General features: G+C 67.0%; 25 protein-coding genes and 1 pseudogene. 7 read left to right on the top strand and 19 right to left on the bottom strand.

All coding sequences use genetic code 11. The features are described 5' to 3' along the window. Positions 1-62: 62 nt before the first annotated feature. From ACTXG5_RS17090 to ACTXG5_RS17070, 5 genes are all read right to left on the bottom strand, one after another. The gene (locus tag ACTXG5_RS17090; protein ID WP_445159926.1) at positions 63-2,117 is read right to left on the bottom strand and encodes a peptidoglycan D,D-transpeptidase FtsI family protein; all 2,055 of its coding nucleotides are present in this window, start codon (positions 2,115-2,117) and stop codon (positions 63-65) included. Next, the gene (locus ACTXG5_RS17085) at positions 2,114-3,457 is read right to left on the bottom strand and encodes a hypothetical protein (protein ID WP_445159925.1); all 1,344 of its coding nucleotides are present in this window, start codon (positions 3,455-3,457) and stop codon (positions 2,114-2,116) included. Before ACTXG5_RS17085 ends, ACTXG5_RS17090 begins: the two co-directional genes overlap by 4 nt. Next, positions 3,454-4,680 carry a 16S rRNA (cytosine(1402)-N(4))-methyltransferase RsmH gene (gene rsmH / locus ACTXG5_RS17080; RefSeq protein ID WP_445164466.1) on the bottom strand — a complete coding sequence of 409 codons (1,227 nt, stop codon included), beginning with the start codon at positions 4,678-4,680 and terminating at the stop codon, positions 3,454-3,456. The genes ACTXG5_RS17085 and rsmH overlap by 4 nt, the downstream gene beginning before the upstream one ends. Continuing rightward, a complete protein-coding gene (mraZ, locus tag ACTXG5_RS17075) occupies positions 4,655-5,086 on the bottom strand; it encodes a division/cell wall cluster transcriptional repressor MraZ (RefSeq protein ID WP_445159924.1) in 432 nt (143 codons plus the stop codon). The genes rsmH and mraZ overlap by 26 nt, the downstream gene beginning before the upstream one ends. Before the next feature lie 351 nt (positions 5,087-5,437). Then, positions 5,438-5,839: a DUF3040 domain-containing protein gene (locus ACTXG5_RS17070; RefSeq protein WP_445159923.1), complete on the bottom strand. Its 402-nt coding sequence runs from the start codon at positions 5,837-5,839 to the stop codon at positions 5,438-5,440. 338 nt (positions 5,840-6,177) lie between these two features. On the opposite strand from ACTXG5_RS17070, the gene ACTXG5_RS17065 reads away from it, so the two are divergent. After that, positions 6,178-6,780, top strand: a complete 603-nt coding sequence (locus ACTXG5_RS17065) for a GNAT family N-acetyltransferase (RefSeq protein ID WP_445164465.1) — start codon at positions 6,178-6,180, stop codon at positions 6,778-6,780. Positions 6,781-6,946: 166 nt separating this feature from the next. After that, the gene (locus ACTXG5_RS17060; protein ID WP_445164464.1) at positions 6,947-7,594 is read left to right on the top strand and encodes an LppM family (lipo)protein; all 648 of its coding nucleotides are present in this window, start codon (positions 6,947-6,949) and stop codon (positions 7,592-7,594) included. A 52-nt stretch (positions 7,595-7,646) separates the two neighbouring features. On the opposite strand, the gene ACTXG5_RS17055 is transcribed toward ACTXG5_RS17060, so the two are convergent. Further along, positions 7,647-8,543, bottom strand: a complete 897-nt coding sequence (locus tag ACTXG5_RS17055) for a mycobacterial-type methylenetetrahydrofolate reductase (protein ID WP_445159922.1) — start codon at positions 8,541-8,543, stop codon at positions 7,647-7,649. 222 nt (positions 8,544-8,765) lie between these two features. Here ACTXG5_RS17055 and idsA2 point away from each other — a divergent pair, with 222 nt between their 5' ends. After that, entirely contained in the window at positions 8,766-9,815 is a 1,050-nt protein-coding gene (gene idsA2 / locus ACTXG5_RS17050) for a bifunctional (2E,6E)-farnesyl/geranyl diphosphate synthase (RefSeq protein ID WP_445159921.1), read from the top strand. Positions 9,816-9,819: 4 nt separating this feature from the next. Continuing rightward, positions 9,820-11,358: an alpha-(1->6)-mannopyranosyltransferase A gene (locus ACTXG5_RS17045; RefSeq protein WP_445159920.1), complete on the top strand. Its 1,539-nt coding sequence runs from the start codon at positions 9,820-9,822 to the stop codon at positions 11,356-11,358. Here ACTXG5_RS17045 and ACTXG5_RS17040 read toward each other — a convergent pair. Then, the gene (locus ACTXG5_RS17040; RefSeq protein ID WP_445159919.1) at positions 11,355-11,759 is read right to left on the bottom strand and encodes an Rv2175c family DNA-binding protein; all 405 of its coding nucleotides are present in this window, start codon (positions 11,757-11,759) and stop codon (positions 11,355-11,357) included. The genes ACTXG5_RS17045 and ACTXG5_RS17040 overlap by 4 nt on opposite strands. 92 nt (positions 11,760-11,851) lie before the next feature. Between ACTXG5_RS17040 and ACTXG5_RS17035 the strand changes: the two genes are divergently transcribed. After that, entirely contained in the window at positions 11,852-13,090 is a 1,239-nt protein-coding gene (locus ACTXG5_RS17035; RefSeq protein ID WP_445159918.1) for a protein kinase domain-containing protein, read from the top strand. Positions 13,091-13,226: 136 nt separating this feature from the next. On the opposite strand, the gene ACTXG5_RS17030 is transcribed toward ACTXG5_RS17035, so the two are convergent. From ACTXG5_RS17030 to ACTXG5_RS17020, 3 genes are all read right to left on the bottom strand, one after another. Continuing rightward, positions 13,227-14,615: a class II 3-deoxy-7-phosphoheptulonate synthase gene (locus ACTXG5_RS17030; protein ID WP_445159917.1), complete on the bottom strand. Its 1,389-nt coding sequence runs from the start codon at positions 14,613-14,615 to the stop codon at positions 13,227-13,229. Positions 14,616-14,699: 84 nt separating this feature from the next. Further along, positions 14,700-15,215 carry a polyadenylate-specific 3'-exoribonuclease AS gene (locus tag ACTXG5_RS17025; protein ID WP_445159916.1) on the bottom strand — a complete coding sequence of 172 codons (516 nt, stop codon included), beginning with the start codon at positions 15,213-15,215 and terminating at the stop codon, positions 14,700-14,702. Between the two features lie 20 nt (positions 15,216-15,235). After that, positions 15,236-16,126 carry a hypothetical protein gene (locus ACTXG5_RS17020; protein ID WP_445159915.1) on the bottom strand — a complete coding sequence of 297 codons (891 nt, stop codon included), beginning with the start codon at positions 16,124-16,126 and terminating at the stop codon, positions 15,236-15,238. A 91-nt stretch (positions 16,127-16,217) separates the two neighbouring features. Here ACTXG5_RS17020 and ACTXG5_RS17015 point away from each other — a divergent pair. Further along, a pseudogene (locus tag ACTXG5_RS17015) lies at positions 16,218-17,496 on the top strand (glycosyltransferase 87 family protein); the annotation flags it as partial. A 25-nt stretch (positions 17,497-17,521) separates the two neighbouring features. Here the strand turns inward: ACTXG5_RS17015 and ACTXG5_RS17010 are convergent. The 5 genes from ACTXG5_RS17010 to ACTXG5_RS16990 all read right to left on the bottom strand — a co-directional run bounded on the left by ACTXG5_RS17010 (position 17,522) and on the right by ACTXG5_RS16990 (position 20,953). Further along, positions 17,522-18,259, bottom strand: a complete 738-nt coding sequence (locus ACTXG5_RS17010) for a lysophospholipid acyltransferase family protein (protein ID WP_445159914.1) — start codon at positions 18,257-18,259, stop codon at positions 17,522-17,524. 87 nt (positions 18,260-18,346) lie between these two features. Next, positions 18,347-18,733 (bottom strand): hypothetical protein, encoded by a 387-nt coding sequence (locus ACTXG5_RS17005; RefSeq protein ID WP_445159913.1) that lies wholly within the window; start codon positions 18,731-18,733, stop codon positions 18,347-18,349. After that, positions 18,730-19,959: an ArsA family ATPase gene (locus ACTXG5_RS17000; protein ID WP_445164463.1), complete on the bottom strand. Its 1,230-nt coding sequence runs from the start codon at positions 19,957-19,959 to the stop codon at positions 18,730-18,732. The genes ACTXG5_RS17005 and ACTXG5_RS17000 overlap by 4 nt, the downstream gene beginning before the upstream one ends. 61 nt (positions 19,960-20,020) lie before the next feature. Beyond that, the gene (locus ACTXG5_RS16995) at positions 20,021-20,458 is read right to left on the bottom strand and encodes an SRPBCC family protein (RefSeq protein WP_445159912.1); all 438 of its coding nucleotides are present in this window, start codon (positions 20,456-20,458) and stop codon (positions 20,021-20,023) included. Positions 20,459-20,563: 105 nt separating this feature from the next. Continuing rightward, the gene (locus ACTXG5_RS16990) at positions 20,564-20,953 is read right to left on the bottom strand and encodes a polyketide cyclase / dehydrase and lipid transport (RefSeq protein WP_445159911.1); all 390 of its coding nucleotides are present in this window, start codon (positions 20,951-20,953) and stop codon (positions 20,564-20,566) included. A 188-nt stretch (positions 20,954-21,141) separates the two neighbouring features. Here ACTXG5_RS16990 and ACTXG5_RS16985 point away from each other — a divergent pair, with 188 nt between their 5' ends. Next, a complete protein-coding gene (locus ACTXG5_RS16985) occupies positions 21,142-22,944 on the top strand; it encodes an AMP-dependent synthetase/ligase (protein ID WP_445159910.1) in 1,803 nt (600 codons plus the stop codon). Here ACTXG5_RS16985 and pimB read toward each other — a convergent pair. The 4 genes from pimB to ACTXG5_RS16965 all read right to left on the bottom strand — a co-directional run bounded on the left by pimB (position 22,929) and on the right by ACTXG5_RS16965 (position 26,634). Continuing rightward, a complete protein-coding gene (pimB, locus tag ACTXG5_RS16980; RefSeq protein ID WP_445159909.1) occupies positions 22,929-24,110 on the bottom strand; it encodes a GDP-mannose-dependent alpha-(1-6)-phosphatidylinositol monomannoside mannosyltransferase in 1,182 nt (393 codons plus the stop codon). The genes ACTXG5_RS16985 and pimB overlap by 16 nt on opposite strands. A 10-nt stretch (positions 24,111-24,120) precedes the next feature. Further along, complete coding sequence (locus ACTXG5_RS16975; RefSeq protein ID WP_445159908.1) at positions 24,121-24,918, bottom strand: hypothetical protein; 798 nt, start codon at positions 24,916-24,918, stop codon at positions 24,121-24,123. 94 nt (positions 24,919-25,012) lie between these two features. Further along, positions 25,013-26,194, bottom strand: coding sequence for a peptidoglycan hydrolase RipC (gene ripC / locus ACTXG5_RS16970; RefSeq protein ID WP_445159907.1), 1,182 nt, complete (start codon positions 26,192-26,194; stop codon positions 25,013-25,015). Positions 26,195-26,379: 185 nt separating this feature from the next. Next, positions 26,380-26,634: a hypothetical protein gene (locus tag ACTXG5_RS16965; RefSeq protein WP_445159906.1), complete on the bottom strand. Its 255-nt coding sequence runs from the start codon at positions 26,632-26,634 to the stop codon at positions 26,380-26,382. Positions 26,635-26,753 lie beyond the last annotated feature (119 nt).

The raw sequence follows: 26,753 nt of genomic DNA, 5'->3' as shown, positions 1-26,753 counted from the left end.
ATCGATTCCGACCGTAGCACGCTTGCGAATCAGCGCTGACAGCACTGATTTTGGATCCGCGCTCAGGTGGCCTGCAGTGTCAGCGGTGGGCCCGGGTCTGGTGACAGCGGGACGTTTTCCCGTTGCATCAGCCAGCCGGCGATGTTGTGGAACAGCGGGGCCGCCGAGTGGCCGGGCGTACCGTCGGCATTGCGATCGGGGTTGTCCATCATGATGCCGATCACGTAGCGGGGATTGTCGACGGTGGCCATGCCGGCGAAGGTGATCCAGTACACGTTGTCGAAGTAGCAGCCGCAGCCCGGGTTGATCTGCTGCGCGGTGCCGGTTTTGCCGGCCATCTGGTAGCCGGGCACCGCCGCCGCCGACCCGGTGCCCTGCTGGTAGCCCATCGGATCTTTTTGCACGACGGCGCGCAGCATTTGCCGCACGGTCTGCGCGGTCTGCGGCGACACCACCCGAATGCCTTCGGGGCGCGCTTCTTCGGTCCGGGTGCCGTCGGGGGCGACGGTGGCCTTGATGATTCGCGGCGGTATCCGCACCCCGTCGTTGGCAATCGTCTGGTACATGTCTGTCATCTGCAGCAGGGTCATCGAAAGACCTTGGCCGATAGGCAGGTTGGAGAACGTGCTGCCCGACCACTGGTCGATCGGCGGCACCAGCCCGGCGCTCTCACCGGGCAGCCCGACGTTGGTGCGCTGACCCAGTCCGAACTTGCGGACCATGTCATAAAAACGTTCTGGGCCAACGCGTTGGGCCAGCATCAGCGTTCCGATGTTGGACGACTTTCCGAACACGCCGGTGGTGGTGTAGGGCATCACGCCGTGATCCCAGGCGTCATGAATGGTGACGCCGCCCATCTGGATCGAGCCGGGCACCTGCAGGACCTCGTCGGGGTTCGACAGGCCGTATTCGATGACCGAGGAAGCGGTAATCACCTTGTTCACCGAGCCCGGCTCGAACGGCGAGGACACCGACAGGTTGCCCAGTTGCCGGTCGCCCTGACGCCCGATGTCCTGGGACGGGTCGAAGGTGTTGTCGTTGGCCATGGCCAACACTTCACCGGTCTTGGAATCTAGGACGACGGCCGAAACATTTTGCGCCCCAGACAGATTCCTGGCCTGCTGAACCTGCTGCTGTACGTAGAACTGGATGTCGTCGTCGAGGGTGAGCTGGACGGTCGAACCGTTGACCGCCTTGTGCCGGTTGCGGGAGCTGCCGGGAATGACGACACCGTCCGACCCGCGGTCATAGGTGACCGAGCCGTCGGTCCCCGATAGCGAAGAGTCCAGGCTGTCCTCGAGCCCCAGCAAGCCGTGACCGTCCCAGTCGATGCCGCCGACAATGTTGGCGGCCAGAGCACCGCCCGGATACTGGCGCAAATCCTGCCGCTCGGAACCGACCTCGGGGTACTTTTCCGAGATTGCGGCGGCGACGGCGGGGTCGACGGCACGCGCCACATAGACGAAGTTCTCGTTGGTTTGCAGCTTCTTCAGCACGGTCGCGTAGTCCGGCCTGTTGTTCAGCCGGGTGGCGACCTCCTTGGCGATATCCCGCAGCCGCGCCTGCGGATCGGGGGCGGCCGAGTTCTTCTTTTTGGCATCCTCCAATTGCTCGCGAATCTTCTTCGGCTGAAACGTCAAGGCCCGCGACTCGATGGTGAACGCGAGCTGTTGGTTGTTGCGGTCAACGATGCTGCCGCGGACGGCTTTTGAGACGTCGGTGACCTTGAGCTGCCCTGCGGCCTGGGCCCGCAGTTTCGGAGCATTGGTCACCTGCAGGGCGAATAACTGGGCCGCTGCCACCAGCATCAGCACCAAGATGACCGCGTTGCCGGCTCGATGCCGGAAGACGAAGGACGCGCCCCGCACCCCTGTCTCGGCGACTTGCCGGGTGCGCCGCTCCCGTGCCGAATGGCCCTCCGCCGCCACGGGCCGCGCGGCGGCGCCGGATTTCTTGGCCTTGCGGAATCCCTTTTGTTCCTGCACATCTCGGTCTTTGGGCGCCTTTTCCGGCTTCCGAAGCCGGTTCGGTTGCCGGACGTCCCTGGCTTCCTGCGGTTTACCCGGACCACGCGTCGGCCGCGGCCGTCGTGTCCGGCCGTTGTCGTCGCGGCTCATCGAGCAGCGCCTGGTGTCGCGGCGACGGGAGGCGCGAGCGCCGGTGCGGCCTGGGGCCCCGGCTGCCCGGGCAGCACCGGGACGCCGGCCTGGGGAGCCTGGGGAGCCTGCGGCGCCCTAGCCGGTTGCACCGGAACCGAGACTTCCGCTGGCAACGGTGCGGGCGCCGGTACCGAGAGAGGCAGGCCCCCGACCGGGATCGGCACTTCGGCGGGCACCGGAGCGGTCGCCTGGCCCCCCGGGGCGGGCAGCCCCGGCATCGGCAGGCCCGGCGCGGTCAGCCCGGGTATGGACAAGCCGGGCGCGGTCAGCCCCGGTATCTGCAAGCCCGGCACGGTCAGCCCCGGCATCGGAAGTCCTTGTGTCGGCAGCCCTTGCGCCGGAAGTCCTTGCGTGGGCAGACCCGGTGCCGGCAGCACGCCCGGGAGCTGCCCGGTGGCCGGGGCGCCGGGCATCCCGGGCACCAGAGGCGCGGTCTGCGGCAGATGCTGGCCACCCACCGTCGTCGAACCGTCCGGAGCGCGCAGCAGCGCTTCTGGCCCCCCAGGGCGGCCCGGCACCAGAACAGCACCGAGATCTGGTTGCACACGAACCGCGACTTCCGGCGGAAGCACCGCCGGTTTCGGCGCCTGCGGAGACCCTTCCTCGGGCAGCTTGGTGTTCAGCGGCGGTGGCGGAACGCCATCGGCGGGCTTGGGCGTGCCGACCACCACCCAGTTACCGGACGCGTCCTGGACCAGATGCGCAGTGTCCCGCGTCGGGATCATGCCCTGCTTGCGGGCCGCTTCAGCCAGCGCCGGCGCGGCCTCCGCCTCGCGCACATCGCGTTCCAGCGCCTCCTTCTGCTGCTGCAGCATCCGGGTCTTATCGCGGGCGTGGCTCAACTGGTAAGAGCGTTCGGCGGAGTCGGTGGACAACCACAGCGTGAGCGCCAGCCCGAGGCCGAGTGCCCCGATGATCAGCACGACAAAGGGAACCTTGGCCATCAGTGTCTGCGGCCGCAGGTCGATCGAGGTCAGCCGGATCGCCAAACGCTCAGTCAGGCGGGGCCGAATAACCCTGGGCGCTTTGGCTTTGCGCGCCTTAGCGCGCGCCCTGGCCTGGCGGCTGCTCTTGGGGCGGGCCGACCGCTCGACCGGCCGGGCATTGGGGCTGGTTTGCGGTCCGGATTTGGATGGCCGCGCGTCGCTGGCGACCGTCGAGCCCTGTGCGGGCCGGGTGCGACGCGCCGTCGAGTCCGCGGCGTTGCGCCGGGCCTTGCGGGCGGCGCCGTCACTGCTGCCGCGACGGTCGCTGCCGCCCCGGCGTTTCGGCGTCTCGCGCTTGGCTTTCGCTCTCATGAGTCGCCCTTCCCGATCACCCGCTGTTGCGATTCCACCTCGTGTTCCAGCCGCTGCAAGGCCCGTAGTCGCACGGCGGTACTGCGAGGGTTGCGTTCGATTTCCTCGTCATCGGCGCGTTCGGCACCGCGGGTCAACGACCGGAATCGCGGCCCGCGACCGGGCAGCTCGACCGGGAGATCCACCGGGGTGCGGGAGGCGACCGCGTCGGCGAACACGCGTTTGACGATCCGGTCCTCCAATGATTGATAGGCCATCACCACGATGCGGCCGCCGACCGTGAGTGCGTCCAAAGCCGCCGGAATGGCGCTGCGCAGCGAGTCCAGCTCATCGTTGACCGCGATGCGCAGCGCCTGGAAGGTGCGCTTGGCCGGATGCCCGCCGGTGCGCCGGGTCGCGGCCGGAATCGCCTGGTACAGCAGGGCTACCAACTCGGCCGTCGAGGTGAATGGGGTGCGGGCGCGCTGGCGGACGATGTGGGTGGCGATGCGGCGCGCAAACCGCTCCTCGCCGTAGCGATGCAGGATGTTCGCCAGGGCGGCCTCGTCGTAAGTGTTGACGATGTCGGCCGCGGTCAGCGGTGACGCCGGATCCATCCGCATGTCCAGCGGCGCGTCCTGGGAATAGGCAAACCCTCGCTCGGCGCGGTCGAGCTGCATGGATGAGACGCCCAGATCGAATAGCGCCCCGTCGATCGATTCGTTTGCGGCATAACCCGATTCGGCCAGCGCCTCATCGATGCCGTCATACCGCGTGTGCACCAGGGTGGTTCGGTCGGCGAACGGCGCCAGTCGCGTGCGGGCGATGTCCAGAGCGCTGGGATCGCGGTCGAGCCCGAGCAGCCGCAGACCCGGCAATTCGGTCAAGAATCGCTCCGCGTGTCCGCCGGCGCCAAGGGTGGCGTCGACGAGCACCGCACCGGATCCATCGGAGTGGTGCCGGGTCAGCGCCGGGGTGAGTAAATCGACGCAGCGCTCCAGCATCACGGGCACATGGCCGAACTCATTCGGCCCGAGATCATTTGGCTTGTCGGCCACCGCAACACCTCCCCGGGTCTGGAGAAACACGTCGGAAGGAGGGTCGGCCCCGAGGCAGGCCGCCCTTGCACCGAGGTCCCTGTCCGAAGTTACGAACCTGGCGTTGGGGAAGTACGCCAGGGTCGGTTCGGGCAGAGGCCACGATGCACGGGCATGCGCCTCAGATGATGTCGCCGAGTGCTTCATCGCTGGCCGCGGAGAAGTTCTCTTCATGCGTTTGCTGGTAGTCCTGCCAAGCCTGGGCATCCCAGATTTCGAGATAGTCGACCGCACCGATCACCGCGCATTCCTTGGATAGGTTCGCGTAGCGACGGTGGTCGGCCGACAAGGTGATGCGGCCCTGGGCATCCGGATGCTGCTCATCGGTGCCGGCGGCCAGGTTACGCAGGAACGCTCTGGCTTCCGGGTTGCTTCGAGATGTCTTGCTCGCCCGGCGGGCCAGCTGCTCGAATTCCGTTCGCGGGTAGACGGCGAGGCTGTGATCTTGGCTCTTGGTGACCATCAACCCCCCTGCCAGCGCGTCGCGGAACTTGGCGGGCAAGGTGAGTCGCCCTTTGTCGTCGAGCTTGGGCGTGTAGGTGCCGAGAAACACCAGCTCACCTCCCGCTCTGACCGGCTCTCGCCTCGCCCAAACACTTCCGCCACCATACCCCACAATCCCCCACCCAGCCCCATAAAAGGAGTGTCGTGGCGGTGTTTTGCAGATCGTTTGCCACAGCACACCGCGTGGCGTCTGCCGACCGCCACTTCAGGACCCGCATGGGGCGTTGAGAAACCGCATCTCAGGACCCGAAAAGGTGCGGGTGGGGTGAAGTGGGGCGGCCAGGTGGGGCGGAGTGGGGCTCAACTCGGCCACGATTGCGCCTCAAATCGGGCTCCAGAGCACAAAAACAAGGGGCAGCCGTTGCGGCTACCCCTTACCGTCTGCGTGTTTAGTGTTGCGCTACTGGTCGAAGCGGCGGCGGAAGCGATCCTCCATGCGGCTCGTGAACGAGCCCCCGCCACCCTTATTGCGACGTTGGCGCGGGCCCTGCGCCGGCCCGGAATGGTCCACCCGGCCGGGCAACCGCCGACCGGTGATGGCATACACCACGCCGCCGAACATCACGATGAAGCCAACGACGCTGAGAATCGGGAAGCTGCCAATCATGGTGGCCTTGAACGCGACGCCGGAAACCAGCATCGCCAGACCAGTAACGAACAGCGCCGCCCCCTGCAGGCGGCGCCGCGCGGTCGGTGCGCGAAGCCCCCCACCACGTACGCTCGACGCGAACTTGGGATCCTCGGCGTAGAGAGCGCTCTCGATCTGGTCGAGCATTCGCTGCTCATGATCGGAGAGTGGCATTCGTCCCTCCTTGCCGACAGTTGACACGTAACTATCGATAGCACGCGGATGCCCATTGTAGGGGCAACTAAGTCCAATGATACGAGGTCAATCTGACCCGTACCACTGGTTCGACCGCGATTCTATCTCCGTTACTTCCCGACAATCATCGGGCGGCAACGGCGATGCGTTACAACACCCTTGCCGAAACGTGCGGAGTCACCGGCCGGTTGCCGCCACCACCCGTCGGTCGATCACCCTCGGACCCGATAATGGCGATACGGGCAACGGGCCGCCGCACCGCCGCACGGCGGTAAGGACGTGTGGCCGGATCATTGGGACGAGGAGGACACCGCGAGTTGCCGATATTCCTCATCGATCTGCCGCCGAACGATATGGAGCGCCGTCTCAAGGACGCCCTGAGGGTGTACGTCAACGCGATGCGATACCCGCCGGGCACCGAGAACCAGCGCGCCGCCATGTGGCTCGAGCACATCCGCCGGCATGGGTGGCAGGCAGCCGCCGCGGTAGAAGCGGATGCCGCCGAAGGCGGTGCTGTGCCGTCGGCGTCGGAACTGAGCGATGCGCCGTTGCTGGGCGTGGCCTATGGCTACCCCGGGGCGCCCGGGCAGTGGTGGCAGCAACAGGTTGTCCTGGGGTTACAACGCGGTGGCTCGCCACCCCAGGAGATCGCGCAACTGATGAATAGCTATTTCGAGTTGACCGAACTGCATATCCATCCGCGCGCCCAGGGCCGCGGCGTCGGCGAGGCATTGGCCCGCCGGCTGCTCGCCGGTCGCGGCGAGCGCAACGTCCTGCTCTCCACGCCAGAAACCAACGGCGAGGACAACCGCGCGTGGCGGCTTTACCGGCGTTTGGGCTTCAACGACATCATCCGTCGCTACCACTTCGCCGGTGACCCACGGGCATTCGCGATCCTGGGCCGCCCACTGCCGCTCTAGCAGCACGACGACACCGGTGCCCGCCGGACGACGCGCCGACCCCGCAAGCCGATGACGTGCCGATGCGACACACCGGATCTGGCACGATGACCTGGTGCGCGCCAGCTCTCCCCCACGTCCTGCCCGCGGGTTCACTGCCCGGCGGCGCCGCGTACTCGCCATCGCCATGCTGATGCTGCTGGTTCCCCTGGCAACCGGATGCCTGCGGGCCAGAGCCTCACTCACCATCTCGCCCGACGACCTGGTGTCCGGGGAGATCATCGCCGCGGCCAAACCGAAAACTCCCAAGGACACCGGCCCACAGCTCGACACCAACAACTTGGCGTTCAACCAGAAAGTCGCGGTGTCGAATTACGACAGCGACGGCTACGTCGGGTCGCAGGCGGTGTTCTCCGATTTGACGTTCGGCGAGTTGCCGCAGCTGGCCAACATGAACTCCGACGCCGCCGGCGTGAATGTGTCGCTGCGCCGCAACGGCAACGTGGTGATCCTGGAAGGCCGGGCGGATCTGACGTCGGTGACCGATCCGGAGGCCGACATCGAGCTGACCGTCGCCTTTCCCGGCGTCGTGACGTCGACCAACGGCGACCGCGTCGATCCCGATGCGGTGTCGTGGAAGCTCAAGCCGGGCGTGGTGAGCACGATGACCGCCCAGGCCCGCTACACCGACCCCAACACCCGTTCCTTCACCGGCGCGGGCGTATGGCTGGGCATCGCGTCCTTTGCGGCGGCCGGCGTGGTCGCGCTGCTGGCCTGGATGAGCCGGGACCGCTCCGAGCGGTTCACCACACCCCGCAAGCAGCCGCCCAGCTAGATTTGCTCGACTCCTCCTCAGGCCGTCCCGGCCTGCATCGTCGCCGAGCGGGCTAGACGCGCTGGGCCGGAGACCAGTAGTCGATCATCTCGGCGAAGGTCTCGAACGCCGGCCCGGACAGACCGTAGGTCGCCTCCAGATGGATGCTCAGCGGAAAGCCGAGCTCGGCGACGCCGTCCACCACACGCTTGTACAGGTCGAGCATCAACTGGCGCTTCTGAGGCGGTTCGCTGCCGGTCAGCTTTTTGACGAACTCCTGCTCGTCGGCCACCGCGGCGTTGCCGGGGTCCTGAATGAGCCAGTTGATCAGGCCGGTCTTGCTCTCCATCTTCGGCACGAAGCCGAATGACAGCAGGATCTCCGGCCGGTGATCGGTGGTCTTGGCGAACTCGGACAAAAAGCCCACGATCGCGTCGGAATACAGCAACTGGGTCATGCCGTAGGTGGCGCCCTGGTCGCACTTGAAGTTGAACCGGCCGTGTTCGCCCTCCCGGGTGGGGATCAGGATCACGCCGCGATTGGCCAACAGATCGCGATAGATCGACAAGGCATCGGTCGGCGCAACCCCCGAGCCCTCGCCGTCGTTCATCGTGCGCGGGACGCCGACGAACACCACGCCTTCCATTCCGGCGTCGGTCAGGCCGGTGAGCCGCCGGCGCAGCGACGATTCGTCCATGAAGGCGGTGACCTGCGTGCACAGGCCGGTGATCCCCGGCAACTCGGGCTTGATGACGGACCAGAAGTCCAGCACGTCCAGCTTCGGCTTCATCGGAACCGGACGGTCGTCGTCCTCGGCGATAATGCCGGGAATCATCACGTGACGGATGCGGCCGTCAAGCCCGGATTCCGCCGAGTACCGCACTACCTTCCGCGCCTCATCAAGGGCCCGTTCCCGACCCTCGTCCGCGTTCGGCGGCACCAGCTCGAGCGCGATGGTGTTGAGACTCACGCGGCTCCTCTGCATCGGACGAATCGCACCTCGCCAAGCATAGGGGCGCGATAGTGAGCTAGTCGAAGCAACCTGGGTCACAATGGTGCCCGAGTCATCTAGAAATGGACCCCGCCATCGCGGCGAATACACTGGTCGGGCCTAAGATCACCCGGAGCATGCCGAGCAGAAAGGGGCGCCGCGCTGAGCGTCCAAGCAGCGGCAACAGCGGCAACCGTCGAGTTGACCGGCGCCATTGCCGACCAACTTCGCCGATACTTGCACGAGCGGCGCGGCGAGACCGCTTACATCGGTAGCGACTACGCCACGTTGATCGCAGCTCTGGAAGACTTTGTGCTGGGCGGCGGCAAACGAATGCGGCCCGCCTTCGCGTATTGGGGATGGCGCGCGGTGGCAGACGCCGAGCCCAATCCGGAAGCGCTGCTGCTGTTTTCGGCGCTGGAGCTGCTGCACGCCTGCGCGCTGGTGCATGACGACGTCATCGACGACTCCTCCACCCGCCGCGGCAAGCCGACGGTCCACGTCCACTTCGCCGCGCTGCACCGAAGCCGTAATTGGCGGGGCTCCGCGGAACGGTTCGGGATTTCGGCCGCCATCCTGCTGGGTGACCTGGCACTGGCTTGGGCCGACGACATCGTGTTCGGGGCCGACCTGTCACCGGAGGCGCAACGCCGCGTCCAACGCGTCTGGGCGGATATCCGCACCGAGGTGCTTGGCGGGCAGTACCTCGACATCGTCGCCGAGGCCAGCGCCGCGGAGTCGATCGCGTCGGCGATGAACGTCGACACGTTCAAGACCGCCTGCTACACGGTGACGCGGCCGCTGCAGCTCGGCGCCGCCGTCGCCGCCGACCGGCCGGATGTGCAAGCCGTCTTCGGCCAGTTCGGGACCGACCTCGGGGTGGCCTTCCAGCTACGCGACGACGTGCTGGGCGTGTTCGGGGATCCGGCGGTGACGGGCAAGCCGTCCGGTGATGATTTGCGATCCGGCAAGCGCACCGTGCTGCTGGCCGAGGCAATGGAGTTGGCGGACAAGTCAGATCCCCAGGCGGCCAACCTATTGCGGACCTCGATCGGTGCGCCGTTGACCGATACCCAAGTGGGCGAACTGCGCGACGTCATCGAGTCGGTGGGCGCCCTGGCCGCCGCCGAACAACGCATCGCCACGCTCACCCAGCGGGCGCTGGACGCGCTGGCGGCCGCAGCCATCAACGCGCCGGCCAAGGCGGGGCTGTCAGAACTGGCCAGGATGGCCACCAACCGGTCCGCCTGAGCCGATGACCATTCACCCACCCGCAACCGGCTCGTCGACGGCGAAAAGCTATGTTGCCGAGCATCTTTCACTGCTGAGGGCTTTCTCCGCCACGCCGGCGGCGCGGCCGGCAAAGCTGGGCTTCCTGGGCTCGATGCTGATCACCGTGGGCGGGCTAGGTGCGGGAAGCACAAAGCCACACGACCCCCTGCTCGAGTCGATCCACATGTCCTGGCTGCGCTTTGGTCACGGGCTGGTGCTGTCGTCAATTGTGTTGTGGGTGGGCGTGGCGCTGATGCTGGTCGCCTGGCTGGCACTGGGCCGCCACGTCATTGCCGGCGAAACCACCGAATTCATGATGCGCGCGACCACCGGCTTCTGGTTGGTCCCGTTGCTGGCCTCGGTGCCGGTCTTCAGCCGCGACACCTATTCCTATCTGGCCCAGGGCGCACTGCTGCGCGACGGCTTCGATCCCTACGCCGTCGGACCGGTGGCCAACCCGAATGTGTTGCTGGACAACGTAAGTCCAATTTGGTCCATCACCACCGCGCCATATGGTCCGGTGTTCATCCTCATTGCCAAGCTCGTCACGATGGTGGTCGGCAATCACGTGATCGTCGGGACCATGCTGCTGCGTTTGTGCATGCTGCCCGGGCTGGCCCTGTTGATCTGGGCCGCTCCCCGACTGGCCCACCACATCGGCACCAGCGGCGCAACCGCGCTGTGGATCTGTGTTCTCAACCCTCTGGTGTTGATCCACCTGATGGGCGGGGTGCACAACGAGATGCTGATGGTGGGTCTGATGACCGCCGGGATCGCGCTGACCTTCCAGGGCCGCCACACCCTGGGCGTCACCCTGGTCACGGTCGCGGTCGCGGTCAAAGCCACCGCCGGACTGTCGTTGCCGTTTCTGGTGTGGGTATGGATGCGGCATCTGCGCGACCAACGGGGATATCGGCCGGCCCGGGCATTTGCGACGGCCACCGCGCTGGGCCTGGTGATCTTCGTCGTGGTCTTCGCTGTCTTGTCCGTGGTGGCCGGTGTCGGTCTGGGGTGGCTGACCGCGCTGGCCGGATCGGTGAAGATCATCAACTGGCTGACCGTGCCGACCGCGGCGGCAAACGTTATTCACTTCCTGTTCAACGGGTTTGTCCCGGTCGACTTCTACGCCACGCTGCGGATCACCCGCTACATCGGAATCGGGATCATCGCGGTGTCACTGCCGCTGTTGTGGTGGCGGTTCCGGCGCGACGACCGGGCCGCGCTGACCGGGATGGCGTGGTCGATGCTGATCGTGGTGCTGTTCGTGCCCGCCGCCCTGCCGTGGTACTACTCGTGGCCGCTGGCGGTGGCTTCCCCGCTGGCCCAGTCGCGACGGGCGATCGCCATCATCGCCGGTCTCTCGACCTGGGCCATGCTGATCTTCAAGCCCGACGGATCGCACGGCATGTATTCGTGGCTGCACTTTTCGATGGCCACCGTGTCCGCGCTGGTTGCCTGGTACACGCTGTCCCGGGCGCCGGAAGCACGCGTTGAGCAGGCCGAAGAACCTCTCGCCGCTTAGTACGCCATGGCCTGGGCCCGGCGCACGATTTCCCGTGCCTGGTGGGCATGCAGCGCGTCCACCGGGCGGCCATTGCTGATGGCGTCCGGAGTGCCGTCACGCCTGATCGTCAACGACGAATCGGGGGTGAACAACCAGCGCACGATCTCGGTTTCGTGATAGCCGCCGTCGTGCAGAATCGTCAACAACCCCGGCAGACTCTTGACGACCTCACCGGTGTTGGTGAAGAACACCTGCGGTATCACCACACCCCCGGCGCGGCGCACCGCGACCAGATGGCCTTCTCGCAGCTGCTGCTGCACCTTGCTCACCGGAACGCCGAGCAATTCGGCGACCCGGGGCAGGTCGTAGGTTGGCTCGTCGGGGTCCAAGACATCGTCGCCGACCGGGATACTGCCCACCGCGCAAGTGTAGGGCCCCGACACTGCGGTGTGTAGGCGCGTTGAGCGGATGTTCTCCTCACCAATCGCAAGCCCGCACCTACGATGGCCCCGTGACCAGAGCCGGGACGGGAGATCCGTTGGACAGCACGCTGCTGGATGGCCGCTACCTGGTCCAGGGCAAGATCGCCAGCGGCGGCACCTCGACGGTGTACCGCGGCCTCGACCTCCGACTCGACCGCCCGGTCGCGCTGAAGGTGATGGACTCGCGCTATGCCGGCGACAGTCAGTTCCTGACCCGCTTCCAACTCGAGGCCCGCACGGTCGCCCGGCTGAAGGACCCGGGCCTGGTCGCGGTCTACGACCAGGGCATGGACGCGCGGCACCCGTTTTTGGTGATGGAGCTCATCGAGGGCGGCACCCTGCGGGAGCTGCTGGCCGAACGCGGCCCGATGCCGCCGCATGCCGTGGTGGCGGTGCTGCGCCCGGTGCTGGGCGGGCTGGCCGCCGCCCACCGCGCCGGGCTGGTGCATCGCGATGTCAAACCCGAGAACGTGCTGATCTCCGACGACGGCGACGTGAAAATCGCCGACTTCGGATTGGTCCGCGCGGTCGCGGCCGCCGGAATCACCTCCACCAGCGTCATTCTGGGCACCGCGGCCTATCTGTCGCCCGAACAGGTGCGCGACGGAAACGCCGGTCCGCGCAGCGATGTCTACTCCGCCGGGATCCTCACCTACGAGCTGCTGACCGGCGGTGCGCCGTTCACCGGCGATTCCCCGCTGTCGGTCGCTTACCAGCGACTGGACAACGATGTGCCACGCCCCAGCACCGTAATCGAGGGTGTGCCTGCGCAATTCGACGATTTCGTGGCGTGCGCAACGGCCCGCGACCCCGCCGACCGGTACGCCGACGCGATCGAGATGGCCGCCGAAGTGGACGCGATCGCCGAAGAACTGGACCTGCCCGACTTCCGGGTGCCGGCACCGCGCAACTCCGCCCAGCACCGGTCGGCGGCGCTGCACCACAGCCAGATCAGCGCCCAGCGGCCCGCCGCACAACCACCGTCCGCGAAGGCGCCGGTGCACCAGCCCACTCGCCAATTCACGCGCGGCCCCGGGGATTGGCCGGAGTCGGCGCCCAAGGCCGAGGTCGACTCCGAACCCGACGACGAATACGAATACGAGTCTGTCTCGGGCGAATTCGCCGGTATCGCGATGAGCGAATTCGCCCTCGCACGTCAGCACGCCCGCCGCATGGTGCTGATCTGGTTGGCGCTCGTGCTCGCGCTCACCGGTCTGATCGCCACGGCGGGATGGACGGTCGGCAGCAATCTGACCGGCCTGTTGTGAGCCTTGCCCACGACAACCGTGACCGAACGCTTCTTCCGGTTAACCGGGCAGTCACGGCCTTCGTCGGGGGCGCAGCGGCCGTCCGCGAACACCATCAAACGGAACCATCCACGGTTGCCGGCCACTAGGGCGACGGTCAGTCGCGCAGCATCTCCGCGACCAGGAACGCCAACTCCAGCGACTGCTGGGTGTTCAGCCGCGGGTCACACGCGGTCTCGTAGCGGCCGCCCAGGTCGTGGTCCGAAATGTCTTGCGCGCCACCCAAACATTCGGTGACGTTCTCGCCGGTGATCTCGACGTGGATGCCACCCGGATGCGTACCCAGCGCGCGATGCACCTCGAAGAAGCCCTGCACCTCGTCGACGATGCGGTCGAAGTGGCGGGTCTTGTACCCGGTGGACGACTCATGGGTGTTGCCGTGCATCGGGTCGCACTGCCAGATCACCTGGTGGCCGGCGGCCTGAACCTTCTCGACGATCGGCGGCAGCACGTCGCGCACCTTGTTGTTGCCCAGCCTGCTCACCAATGTCAGCCGGCCCGGCTTGTTGTGCGGGTCCAGCCGCTCGACGTATTCGACCGCCAGCTCCGGGGTCATGGTGGGGCCGATCTTGACGCCGATCGGGTTGGCGATCACCTCGGCGAACGCGATGTGCGCGCCGTCGAGCTGCCGCGTCCGCTCGCCGATCCACACGGTGTGCGCCGACAGGTCATACAGCTGCGGAACGCCGTCCTCGCTTTCCGACAACCGCAGCATGGCGCGCTCGTAGTCGAGCACCAAAGCCTCGTGGCTGGCGTAGATCTCGGCGGTTTGCAGATTGCGGTCGGCCACGCCACAGGCGCTCATGAAGCTCAGCGCGCGATCGATCTCGGCAGCCAACGCCTCGTAACGGGCGCCGGCCGGCGAGGTCCGGACGAATTCCCGGTTCCAGTCATGGACCCCGTGCAGCGATGCCAGCCCCGACGAGGTCAGCGCCCGCATCAGGTTCATCGCGGCGCTGGCGTTGGCGTAGGCGCGCACCAGCCGCGACGGGTCGTGCTCGCGCGCGGCGGCATCCGGGGCGAAGCCGTTGATCATGTCGCCGCGGTAGGACTTCAGGCCGATCGCGTCGATGTCGGCCGACCGGGGCTTGGCGTACTGACCGGCGATGCGGGCCACCTTGACCACCGGCAGGCTGGCGCCGTACGTCAGCACCACCGCCATCTGCAACAGGGTGCGCACATTGCCGCGGATGTGGGGTTCGGTGTTGTCGACGAACGTCTCGGCGCAGTCACCGCCCTGCAGCAGGAACGCCTCACCCTTGGCGACCTGGGCGAGCTGATCCTGCAGCCGGACGATCTCGGACGGCACCGTAACGGGCGGAACGCTTTCCAGGACCGTGCGCATCGCCGCGGCCTCATCTTCGGGCCAGGACGGCTGCTGAGCGGCCGGCTTAGCCAGGGCAGCATCCAGCCGAGTCCGCAAGTCAGCGGGCAGCGGCGGCAAGTCCGGCAGCTGATCGATCGGAATGTCGACGGTCCAGTTCATCGGTCCATGATATCTGTGGCCAGCCAGGGCTAACGCCAGTTGCGTACTGGCCCCGGCCGGTACCCCCAGCGCGGCTGGGGCTGCTTAACGGGTCGCTTCGGCGCCCGCATCGTCGCCGGACACTATCAGCCGATATCGGCGCCACTGATCGCGGGCATCGACCAGCGCATCGTGAACGTCGCGGGGTCGCGGCGGCAACCGTGGCGATCCACGGTCCTCCCACAGCTGCCGCAGCTCCCGGGTGAAGCGGGGTATCGATTTCGGGAGGCCGGGCATGGTGCCCCACAGTTGGCAAAGCGCAACGTGGTCATAGGCCCCCACCCAGGCCCACAGCTCGATCTCTCCGGAACGCTGCGCACCGGAGATGCCGAAAAACTCCTCCAGATCCTGACGAATCTGCTTGCGCGAGCGCCACAACTGCGATGCCGGCGGCGGCAGCTTGGGCAGCACGTTGGCGCGCACCCAGGCACCGGCGCGCTCGGGATCGAATTCCGTGGACACGGCGTAGTACTCGCGGCCGTCTTCGGCGACCACCCCGATCGAGATCAGCTCGATGGTGCGGCCGTCCTCGATGAATTCGGTGTCGTAGAAGTACCGCACCCCGAAAGCCTAGAAGCAGGCTATCTGCCGATCAGGATGGGCTCGGTTCCCTCGGGCGGCGGCGCGGGATGTACGTCGTGGTCGAGCTGGGCGTCGACCATGCGTTCGTCGGGCAGCCGCGGCGTGCCGGCGATCGCGCACTGCAACCACAGCTTGGCCTGCACGACGGGCCGGCGCCATTTGCGTTCCCGCTCCAGGGCGCGCCGCATTCGGTCCGGCTGGGTGGTGTATCGCCAGCGGGCCCACGGGGCATGCGGGCGCGACAGCCGGATCGCGCCGATGACCAGCAGCACGACGATGAACATGCCGAGCAGACCGGTCCACACCTTGCCCTTGAGGACCACCACCACCGCCAGCGGCAGCGTCATCACCATCGCGCCGAGGACCGCGGCGTGCCATGCGAACGAATCGGTGCCATGGGCGAACGGGAAGAAAAACATCAACGGGTGCAACCCCATGATCAACAATCCGGCCACCGCCACGGCGGCAAAGACCGCGTCCACCGAGGTGCGGCCGTCCTCTTCCCAGTAGACGTCGGACAGGTGCAGGATCAATGCGTATTCATCGAGCACCAGCGCCGCACCGATCCCGAAGAATATTGAAACCAAAGTATTTCCGGGTTCCTGCCCGTTGACCGAGAGCGTCACCAGTGTCAACCCGGAGATCATCACCAGAACCACCCCGAACGTCACGTGGTGGATGTGCAGTCCCCCGATGTGAACGTTGCGCGGTTGCCACCATCTGGCGGGGCTTCCGGCGGCGACGCGGTGACGGATGAAGCGCACGAAAGTTCGGGTGACGAAAAAGGTCAGGATGAAGGCGACCAGGCAGCACAGCAGGGGAAGCCGGCCGCCGGCGACGATGTCATGCGAGAACCAGTGGGCCACTCTGGGCACGAACCAGTGCAACACGTTTGCAACCTACGCCCGCAGATCCCCGCAGCGCGGGAGCCGCGCTGCGCAAACATGACGGCGATGGGCAGCGATTACGCTGTTCTGCAACATGAGTAATTCGCAGGCTCCCGGCGTGGGTAGCCGACCGGGGCGGGCGTTGTTGTGGTGTCTGTTGTGGCTGTTGGCAGCCGCGGCGCTGGGCTACACGGCCTGGGGCTTGTTTGCGCACACGCCGTACCGCATCGATATCGACATCTATCAAATGGGCGGTCAGACCTGGCTGGACGGTCGTCCGCTGTACCGGGGCGATGTGTTGTTCCACACACCCATCGGGCTGAATCTGCCGTTTACCTATCCCCCGCTGGCGGCGATCGTGTTCTGCCCGTTCGCCTGGCTGCACATGCCCGCGGCCAGCGTCGCGATCACACTGTTGACGCTGGTGCTGCTGGTCGTCTCGACGGTGATCGTGCTGACCCGTCTCGACGTCTGGAACACCTCGGCACTGGTGCCCGGGCCGGGCTGGCTGCGCCGGTGGTGGTTGGCGGTGGTCATCGTGGCGCCGGCCGCGATCTGGCTGGAGCCCATCAGCTCCAACTTCGACTTCGGCCAGATCAACGTCGTGCTGATGACGTTGGTGATCGCCGATTGTGTGCCGCGCCGCACGCCGTGGCCCCGCGGCCTGCTGCTGGGGTTGGGCATCGCGCTCAAACTCACTCCCGCGGTGTTCCTGCTTTATTTCCTGGTGCGTCGCGACTTCCGCTCGGCGTTGACGGCCTTGGCGTCGTTTGTGGCGGCGACGCTGATCGGGTTCGTGCTGGCCTGGAGCGACTCGTGGGAGTACTGGACACACACCGTGCACCACACCGATCGGATCGGCTCCGCGGCGCTGAACACCGATCAGAACATCGCGGGCGCGCTGGCCCGGATCGGGCTTGGGGAGCACCTGCGTTTCCTGCTCTGGGTGGGGCTGTGCCTGGCCGTGTTGGCGTTGACCGTATGGGCGATGCGACGCGTACTGCAGGCCGGCGAGCCGACGCTGGCGGTGATCTGCGTCGCCCTGTTCGGGTTGATGGTTTCGCCGGTGTCGTGGTCACACCATTGGGTGTGGGCGCTACCGGCGATCCTGGTGACGGCGATATTGGGTTGGCGCCGCCGCAACGTCGCGCTGGCCCTGGTCGCCGCCGCCGGAGTGGCACTGATGAACTGGACACCGCTGGAACTGCTGCCCAAGCATCATGAGGAGACCGCCAACTGGTGGCGTCAACTTCTCGGGATGTCCTACGTGTGGTGGGCGCTGGCCTTAGTCGTCACCGCCGGACTCACCGTCACCACCCGGATGGCCACTCGGGATGGGCAGGCGAGCACCGACCCCGGTGCCGGCCGTCAGCTCATCAGCGACGTCAACGTCGCGGGCTAGCCGGCCGCGGTTTCGGGAATTCGCGCGGCCTCGTCGGTCGACCCCTGGTCGGTCGAGTCGGTGCCGCGGTTCTTGACGGTCGCGGCGTAAACGTCGACGTACTCCTGACCGGACAACTCCATCAGCTCGTAAATGACTTCGTCGGCGACGGCCCGCTCGATGAAACGGTTGCCGGCCAGTCCCTCGAACCGGGAGAAGTCCATCGGTTTGCCGAACCGGACGGTCACCCGCCCGAAGCGCAGCCTCGTGGTGCCCGGCGGATTGACGACGTTGGTACCGATCATCGCGACCGGAATCACCGGCACACCGGTCTCCAGCGCCAGCCGGGCCAGGCCGGTCTTGCCCTTGTACAGCCTGCCGTCGGGCGAGCGGGTGCCCTCCGGGTACATGCCCATCACCTTGCCCTCACCCAGCAGCCGCTGCGCGGTGTGCAGCGCGGCCTGAGCGGCGTCGGCATCGGCACGGTCGATCGGCACCTGGCCGACGGCGGTGAAGAACCAGCGGCTGATCCAGCCCTTGATTCCGGTGCCGGTGAAATATTCGGCCTTCGCCAGGAAGGTGATGCGGCGGCGCACGACCAGCGGCAAGAAGAAGCTGTCCATCACCGCCAGGTGGTTACTGGCCAGGATCACCGGGCCCGTGCCCGGAATATGATGCAGGCCTTCGACTTTCGGCCGGCCAAGCAATTGCAGCAACGGGCCCAGGAAGATGTACTTCAATAGCCAGTACGCCATGGCCCTCCCTCTCGCCCGAACCCGCCCGATGTTCTGCGCCAACTGTACCCATCCGTGACGCCAGGGACCACATCCAACGCGTGCGGGTCAGTCTTCGACGGTGACCGGGATGGGCTGGTAGCGAGTCCGCACGCCGGCATCGCCTTCCGGGGTGTCCTCGGTGGGCGCGCCGCCGCCGGGCGGCCCGTCCGGAGGCGGTTGCGCCGAGCGGTCGATGTCGTCGACGATCGCCCGGATCGCCTCCAGCAAGGCGACGCTGTGGTCCGCGACGACGGTCAGCAGCGGATGCTGATCGCCGGTCGCCAGGGCGGCCAGCGCGCACACCGGACACCAGATCTGCTGGCATTTGCCGGTCCCGGCTCCGTTGCCCGCCGCCATTGCGGCCGCCATCCGCACGGCGGGGTCGATTCCATCCAGAATCGCCTGGGCAAGCTTGCGCAGTTCTGCACCAAGTTCGGGATGCGCCGTATTCACTTGGGCCACACCTCCGGATCTGGTCGAAAACGAACTGTCAGCTCACCGCCTCGCAGATGCGCGTCGAGCACCGTGCACCGCCGCAGCACGGACGCCAACCGAACCCTGCGCCGCAACCCGCCGGCGCTGATGATCAGGTCGTCGTCCACCCGGCCCAATGTCAGCGATCCGGGGTCGAGCTGGGGCAACGCTAGCCGCATACGGTATATCGACCCAAGCCCCGTCCCGGACTCGAGCTCCACAATAGGACGCAACGGCCCTGGTGGCGCCGTTCCACGCCGAAGACGAGCGCTGTCGAGCAATCCGCCCAGCGCTTTGGGACCGATCGGCTCGCCCGCCAAGTGCGGGGTCATCACCAGCGCCACGTCGCCGATGGTGGCATCGAGCTCGGCGAGCACCGCGCGCTGCTCCGAGATGCGCTCGCCGTACCAGTAGAACGCCGGGTGCTCGGGCAGATTGCGGTACTCGTAGGACTCGTCCTCCACCAGAACCTGATTGATGATCAGCTCCTCGACGCGCACACCCATCAGCGCCAACGAACCCAACGTCCTGACCGCCTCGGCCGCCACCACTCGCTCCGGGGTCAACACCAGGTGCGCGCTGACCAGCTCGCCGTCGGTCAGCAGCGCGCTGAGCCCCTCGACGCTGACGCTGATGCGTTCGATCAGTTCCACCACCGCGGCCGACCGCGGGTCGTCGGCGGTGATGGACAGCCGGCGATGGCGCGGCCAGGCGCGCTCCACGTAAAGCCCGAACGTGGCGGGCAGGGTGAGCATCCGCAACGCGTCCGCGGTCGAGGCGCAGTCGACGACGACGCGATCCCATCGCCCGGAAGCCGCGAGCTCGCCCACCGCGTGCAGACCAAGCACTTCCTGGATGCCCGGCAACGCCGAGAGTTCTTCGGGGGCAATGCTGCTCAGCTCGGATTCGGGAAACCGCCGATCCAATGCGGTGACCACCTCGTGCCACCGGGCCTCGAGCAGGGCCAGGGTGTCCAGCGCCATCGCGTCCAGCGAGCCGCCGCCCGTCTCGGCGTCATTGGCGAGCACCCGAACCGGCTCGCCCCGACCACTCGGCGGGACGGGGATGCCGAGCACGTCGCCCAGCGAGTGCGCCTGGTCGGTGGAGACCACCAGCACGCGTCGCCCCTCGATCGCATCACAGACCGCGGTGGCAGCAGCGAGGGTGGATTTTCCTACCCCACCCTTACCAACAAAGAGACTGATCCGGGCCTTGGAAAAAGCCGCGGAAAAATCCTTGGAAAGGGGAGGGGTGGGTGCAGCGGACTCACTCAGCCTCGACTCGTTTCTTCAGATCCTTTAGAGCGGTGTCAGTCAGCCTGCGCTCGGCCTTGCGCTTGAGCAACCCGATCATCGGGATGGCCAGGTCGACCGAGAGTTCGTAGGTGACATCGGTTCCAGAATCCTTGGCCGCCAACCGATATGACCCTTCAAGGGAACGCAGCAGCGAGCTGGAAACCAGGGTCCAGCTCAGCGAGTTGTGGTCGGTCGGCCATTGGTAGGACATGACCATGGTGTCTTTGATGACGCCGGCGTCCATCACGAATCGCACGGTTTTCGGGTAGCCGTCGTCGCCGCGCTCCTGCACTTCGGCTTCCTTGTACTCCGAGATCCACTCCGGGTACGAATCGATGTCGGCAATCACCTGCAGCACCGTGCCCGGATCTGCCTTGATGTGAATGGTTTGGGTCGTCTTCTCCGCCACCTGGCCGCTACCCTCTCTCACGCAAGCGGGTTCACTCCCGGCCATCTCCGGTAGCACCCTGCCTTCGGACCGAAACGGTACTCCCCGTGCGAACCGTGACCGCAGTCAAACTACCGGAGAAACACCGACCGGACGTGACCGTTCTAATGTCGTCTTGACCTCGAAAGCCATTTTCTTGCCCGCGACCCGGCGGCGGTGGGTGATTTTCGTCAGATTCAGCTTGGCCAGCTGCCAGGCCGCCACGCCGGTCGGTTCGGCGTGCAGGAAGTAGTGCAGCACCACCCCGTCCAGCGACGGCTCCAGCCAGATCTCCATGGTGCCGGTCACCGCTCCGGTGACCGTCCAGCGCATTCCCTTTTCCGCCCGATCCTCCACGACCTGCAGCCGCAGATCCGGCCACCACCGCCGCCAGCTCGACTGGTCGGCGACCGCGGCGCCGACCAGCGCGCCGTCGGCAGCGACATATGTCTGATCCGCCACCTGGATGCTGTGCATCGTGTCAGCTTCACACATCAATATCGGTCGCACGCTGCGAGGCCACACCGAAGCCGAACTGCGCTGCGCGGCCCCGTCGCCGCAAGCGCGATGCTGCTCAGCCGTCTGCCTCCGGGGTGCGCCGATCCCCGATTAGTCTGGTGACAGCAAGCCGGCCACCGGTCACTAGATCAATCGAGGTCAAAAGAGTGCGTGAGTACAGCGTTCCTGCCCGCGTCTCCCTCGGCGGGCACGACAACATCGCGGCCATGGTCTTCGAGCACGAGCGCGACGACCCCAGCTTTGTCATCTATCAGCGGCAGATCGACGGGGTGTGGACCGACGTCACGTGCGCCGAGGCCGCCAAGCAGATCCGTTCCGCGGCATTGGGTCTGATCTCGCTGGGCGTGCAAGCCGGTGACCGGGTCACCATTTTTTCGGCCACCCGCTACGAGTGGGCGATCCTCGACCTGGCCATCCTGTCCGTCGGCGCCGTCACCGTCCCGATCTACGAGACCTCCTCGGCCGAGCAGGTGCGCTGGGTGCTGGAGAACTCGGAAGCCGTGGTGGTGTTCGCCGAAACCGACGCACACGCCGCGATGGTCACCGAGCTCACCGGCGAACTTCCGGCCCTGCGCCGGGTGCTGCATATCGACGGTTCGGGCCCCAAGGCGCTCGACCAGCTCATCGAGGCCGGCGCGTCGGTCGATCCGGACGAGCTGACCGCCCGGCTTGCGGCGTTGCAGCCCGAAGCTCCCGCGACACTGATCTACACCTCGGGCACCACCGGACGCCCGAAAGGGTGCCAGCTCACGCATGCCAACCTGCTCTACGAAACCCGCGGAACCAAGGAGTGCCTCCCGACGCTGTTGGACGAAGGGCAGCGGCTGCTGATCTTCCTGCCACTGGCCCACGTGCTGGCCCGGTCGTTGACGCTGTCCGCGTTCGCCAACAAGGTCACCGTGGGCTTCACCAGCGACATCAAGAATCTGCTGCCGATGTTCGCGGTGTTCAAGCCGACGGTGGTGGTGTCGGTGCCCCGGGTGTTCGAGAAGGTCTACAACACGGCTGAGCAAAACGCCGCCGCCGACGGCAAGGGACCGATCTTCGCAAGGGCCGTGCAGACTGCGGTCGACTGGAGCGAGGCCCACGACCGCGGCGGGCCCGGGCTGCTGCTGCGCGCCAAGCACGCGTTTTTCGACCGGCTGGTCTACCACAAGCTGCGCGCGGCGCTGGGTGGCGACTGCCACGCGTCGGTCTCCGGCGGCGCACCGCTGGGCGCACGGCTCGGTCACTTCTACCGGGGTGTGGGCCTGACCATCCACGAGGGCTACGGCCTCACCGAGACCAGCTCGGCCATCACGGTCAACCAGGTCGGCAAGGTCAAAATCGGGACCGTCGGAACGTTGTTGCCGGGCAACAGCATGCGCATCGCCGACGACGGCGAGCTGTTGGTGCGCGGTGGCGTGGTATTCAGCGGCTACTGGCGCAACGAGCAGGCCACCGGCGAGGCATTCGCCGACGGCTGGTTCAAGACCGGTGATTTGGGCTCGCTCGACGAGGACGGCTTCCTGAAGATCACCGGCCGTAAGAAGGAGATCATCGTTACCGCCGGCGGTAAGAACGTCGCGCCCGCCGTGCTGGAAGACCAACTGCGGTCGCACCCGCTGATCAGCCAGGCGTTGGTGGTCGGAGACGCCAAACCGTTTGTCGGCGCGTTGATCACGATCGACCCGGAGGCCTTCGAGGGCTGGAAGCAACGCAACAGCAAGCCCGCGGACTCTTCCGTGGGAGATCTGGCCGCCGACCCGGATCTGGTCGCCGAGGTGGACGCCGCGGTCAAGCAGGCCAACCTGTCGGTTTCGCACGCCGAGTCGATCCGCAAGTTCCGCATTCTGCCGGTCGACTTCACCGAGGACACCGGCGAGCTGACCCCGACGATGAAGGTCAAGCGCAACGTGGTGGCCGAGAAGTTCGCCGCCGATATCGAGGCGCTCTACGAGAAGGACTGACGGGCCCCGGTGCGGCCCGGATCGTCGGCTCGCAGCAGCTCGGCCAGCCGGGCGGCCAGGATGTCCCAGCGCCACTGTGACGTCACCCAGTCGCGTCCGGCCGCTCCCATCGCGGCGGCCCGGTCGCGATCGGTCAGCAACTCGGTGACGGCGTCGCCGACCTTGGTCACCGAGGTTCCGTCGACGACGAGCCCGGTCTTGTTGTGCTGCACGGCTTCCGGGGCTCCGCCCGACTCGCCGGCAATCACCGGCACGCCGGTCGCCGAGGCCTCCAGAAAGACGATGCCCAGGCCCTCGACGTCCATGCCCGCGCCGCGGGTGCGACACGGCATCGCGAACACGTCGGCCATTGCGTAGTGGGCGGGTAGCTCGCCGGACGGTACCCCGCCGGTGAATGTCACGTGGTCGGCCACCCCGCAGTCCTGGGCCAGCTTGCGCAGGGTGTCGAGGTAGGGACCGCTGCCGACGATCACCAGGGCGGCGCCGTCGACGCGCTGCCGGATCGACGGCAACGCCTTGATCAGGATGTCCTGTCCCTTGCGCGGCACCAGCCGGGACAGGCAGACGACGGTGGGCCGCTCCCCCAGCCCGTAGCGGTTGCGCAACTCCTCGCGACCGGCCGGGTCGGGACTGAATCGGTCGGTGTCGACCCCCGACGGCAGGTATTCCAGCGACGCCGCGGGCCCGAACGCCGTCGCGAACCGCGACCGGGTGTAGCGGCTGACGAACGTCACGACGTCGGTGTCGTCGCCGATGCGACGTAGCACCGAGCGCGCCACCGGAAGCATCGACCAGCCCACTTCATGGCCGTGCGTGCTGGCCAGCACCCGCGTCGCCCCGGCCTGGCGGGCGCGCGCCGCCAACAGCGCCAGCGGTGCGGCCGCGCCGAACCACACGGTGTCGATGCCGTGCTCGCCGATCAGCCGGCGCATCCGGGCATCGACCGTCGGCACGGGCAACATCAGCGTGCTTGGATGACGCACCACCTGATAGCCGGCCGCGCGAGCCGAGTCATCGAAGGCGTCGGCGCCCTTCCACTGCGGCGCGTACACCAGGACCGAATGCGACCCGGTGTCGACCAGTCGGCCGACGAACTCCCTCAGGTAGGACTGGATGCCGCCGCGTCGCGGCGGAAAGTCGTTGGTTACCAGCAGGACCCGGCTCACCTGCGTCAGGCTAGCGGACCATCCAGTGCTGCCAGCGCGCGAGCAGGCCCGTCGCGTCGATGCCCAGTATGTCGCGGGCGGCGGCGAACGGGTCGGCGTGCGCCAGGCCGCAGACGGCGAGATAGTAGGCGCGCAACTTGGGCGTTCCGAAGGTATCGGCGACGAAGCGGGCGAACCACCAGGCGCGGTCGTAGGCCAGTGAGCGCTGCGGCCCCGGGGTGTCCAGCTCGAAGTCCAGCGGCAACGACACCTGCTGCGAGCGCGCGTCGGCCGGCACCGGGGTATTGGGCCGGGCCACGAAATCGGCGACGCCTTCGGCCAGCCATCGCGGTGCGTCGAGTGCGGTGTCGGCGCGCGACGCGTAATGAAAAAGCTCGTGCGTCAACACAATTCGCAATGCCGATGCACTCATCGCCGCCGCGCCCGGCGCGAACACGATCCGCTGGCCCACCACCACCCGGTGGGTGGGATCGACCTGATCGGCGACGGCCACCGCCGCGATATCCGCCCACTGTGACGGCGGTCCGCCGCCGGCGGCGGCGCGAAACTGGTCGTCGGAGCCGGCCACCACCACCGAGATATCGCGCGACCAGTCGACTCCCCAGAAGGCCTCCACGTTGTTGACCGCGGTGCCCATGTCCGAGGCGACCCGGCTCAGCAGGCGGTCGGCGGCCGGATCGCCGAGACCGAGCAATCGCACCTCGCGGTCGCCCACGACCACCGGCGCCGGCGCGGGGGTCGGGTGGCTATGAGTGGGCGCGACCAGCTGTGCGGGTCTTATCCGGCCATCACGCGCGCCGAACGGCATAGCCGCTGCCGCGGCGAACTCAACAACAAAAACCCAGGCCAGCAGAATCGGGAGCCACCGGCGCTGCCGACGGAATCGTCCCGGTTGAAAACGATCAGTAACGGCGGGCGTCGTAAATCGGGCCGGACGAGTTCATCGGCACCACCCGCACCGGCACGCCGTAGGTGGACGAATGGATCATCATGCCGTCACCGACATAGATGCCGGCGTGCGACGCGTCGGAATAGAAGGTCAGCACGTCGCCGGGTTGCAGATCCGACAGCGAGACCGGCTGGCCGCCCTGCGCGAGCGCCTGGCTGGAGTGCGGCAACGAGACACCGGCCTGCTGGAAGGCCCACATCACCAAACCGGAGCAGTCGAATCCGCCCGGAGCGGCACCGCCCCACGTGTAAGGCGTGCCCACCTGGGTCAGCGCCGCCTGGACGACGTTGGCGCGGTCACCGCCGGGGCCACCGCCACCACCGGGAAGCATCATTTCAGGCATTCCGGGCAGTCCAGGCATTCCACCCTGAGGCGGAGCCTCACCGGGTGGCAGCGCACCAGGCGCCGGCGGGGCACCGGGCGGCAACGCGTCCGGTGCGGGCGCACCGGGCGCCGGGGCGGCGGCCGGGAGCTGCCCGGGGTCAGCGAGTGCGGTGCGCTGCTGTGGCGACAAGGACACGTACTGCGACTTCACCACGGCGATCTGAACCTGCAGCTGGCTCTGCTTGGACTGCAGGCTGGCCCGCACCGCAGCGGCCTGCTCGGCCGCGCTCTTGGCGTCGGCGGCGGACTTCGCCGAAGCCTGCTCAGCCTTGGCGGCCTGATCTCCGGCTACCCGGAAACTCGCCATCTGCGTGGACATTTGCGTCGCCATCACGCGCTGGACGGCCATCGTGTCGATCAGCCCCTGCGGCGATTCGGCGGTCAGCATGGCGTCCATACCGTCGATGCGGCCACCCATATAAGTGGCGGCGGCAAGTTTGTTGACGGCGTTCTGGAAGGTGGCCAGTCGGGCCTTCGCCCCGTCGACCGCGGCCTGGTCATCCGCGTGCTTCTTGTCGGCGGCCTGCTGGGCGGCGAGCTTCTGACCGAGGTCAAGCTGCGCGCTGTGCATCGCTTCGGTGGTCTGCTCGGCCTGCCGAGATAGCTCGCTGAGCTTTGCCAACGCGTCATCGGCGGGATCGGCCACCACATTGGCCGCGCAGACACCCGATAAAACCGCGAAGCCTGCCACCGCCCCGACTACTGACCGCCTGATGACACGCGAGATCGAATGCACGGAGCCGAAACTCAAAGTATTGCTTCCTTAAACTGCCGTCGACGTTCGAGGTCGAGCTGGGTTTAGGTCTCAAACAGGTTACGAAACGATATCGACGTTTGTCCAAACAAGATCGTTAAGAAAATGGAAAGATTTCTGTCATAACTATGTGAACGAGACGGCATTAGCGAGCGGTCCAGGCGTTATGGCACTCAAGGCCACTATGCGACACCTGACCCGCGGTGGCGATGAATCGGCACCAGACGCAACCGCGGCGCCAATCCGACCTCGGCGAGCACTTCGAGCGCGGCCCGTTCGTCCTGCAACAACGTTTCCGGTACCCCGAGTAGCACGCTGATTACACAGTCCCGGCAGCCCGGGCCGCGCGCCGCGCAGTCGTCACAGTCGATCACCACCGGTGCACCCGGTCCTGGCGCCACGATGCCTTTGCTGTCGGGTCCGCTGCTCTGGGCCATCGGGTTCGGTCCTCTCGTCCGGCTGGGTCGTGCTGCGGCAACGCTAACTGCGGGCACCGACATCTCTTGCCGAGCGCGTTCGGCGTGGGAACCCCGCGGGTGTCGGTCCGGGTGCTTAA

This window comes from Mycobacterium sp. Dal123C01 (assembly GCF_052566995.1).
Note: the sequence above shows the minus strand (reverse complement) of the source record. Positions and strands in the feature narration are given on the sequence as shown.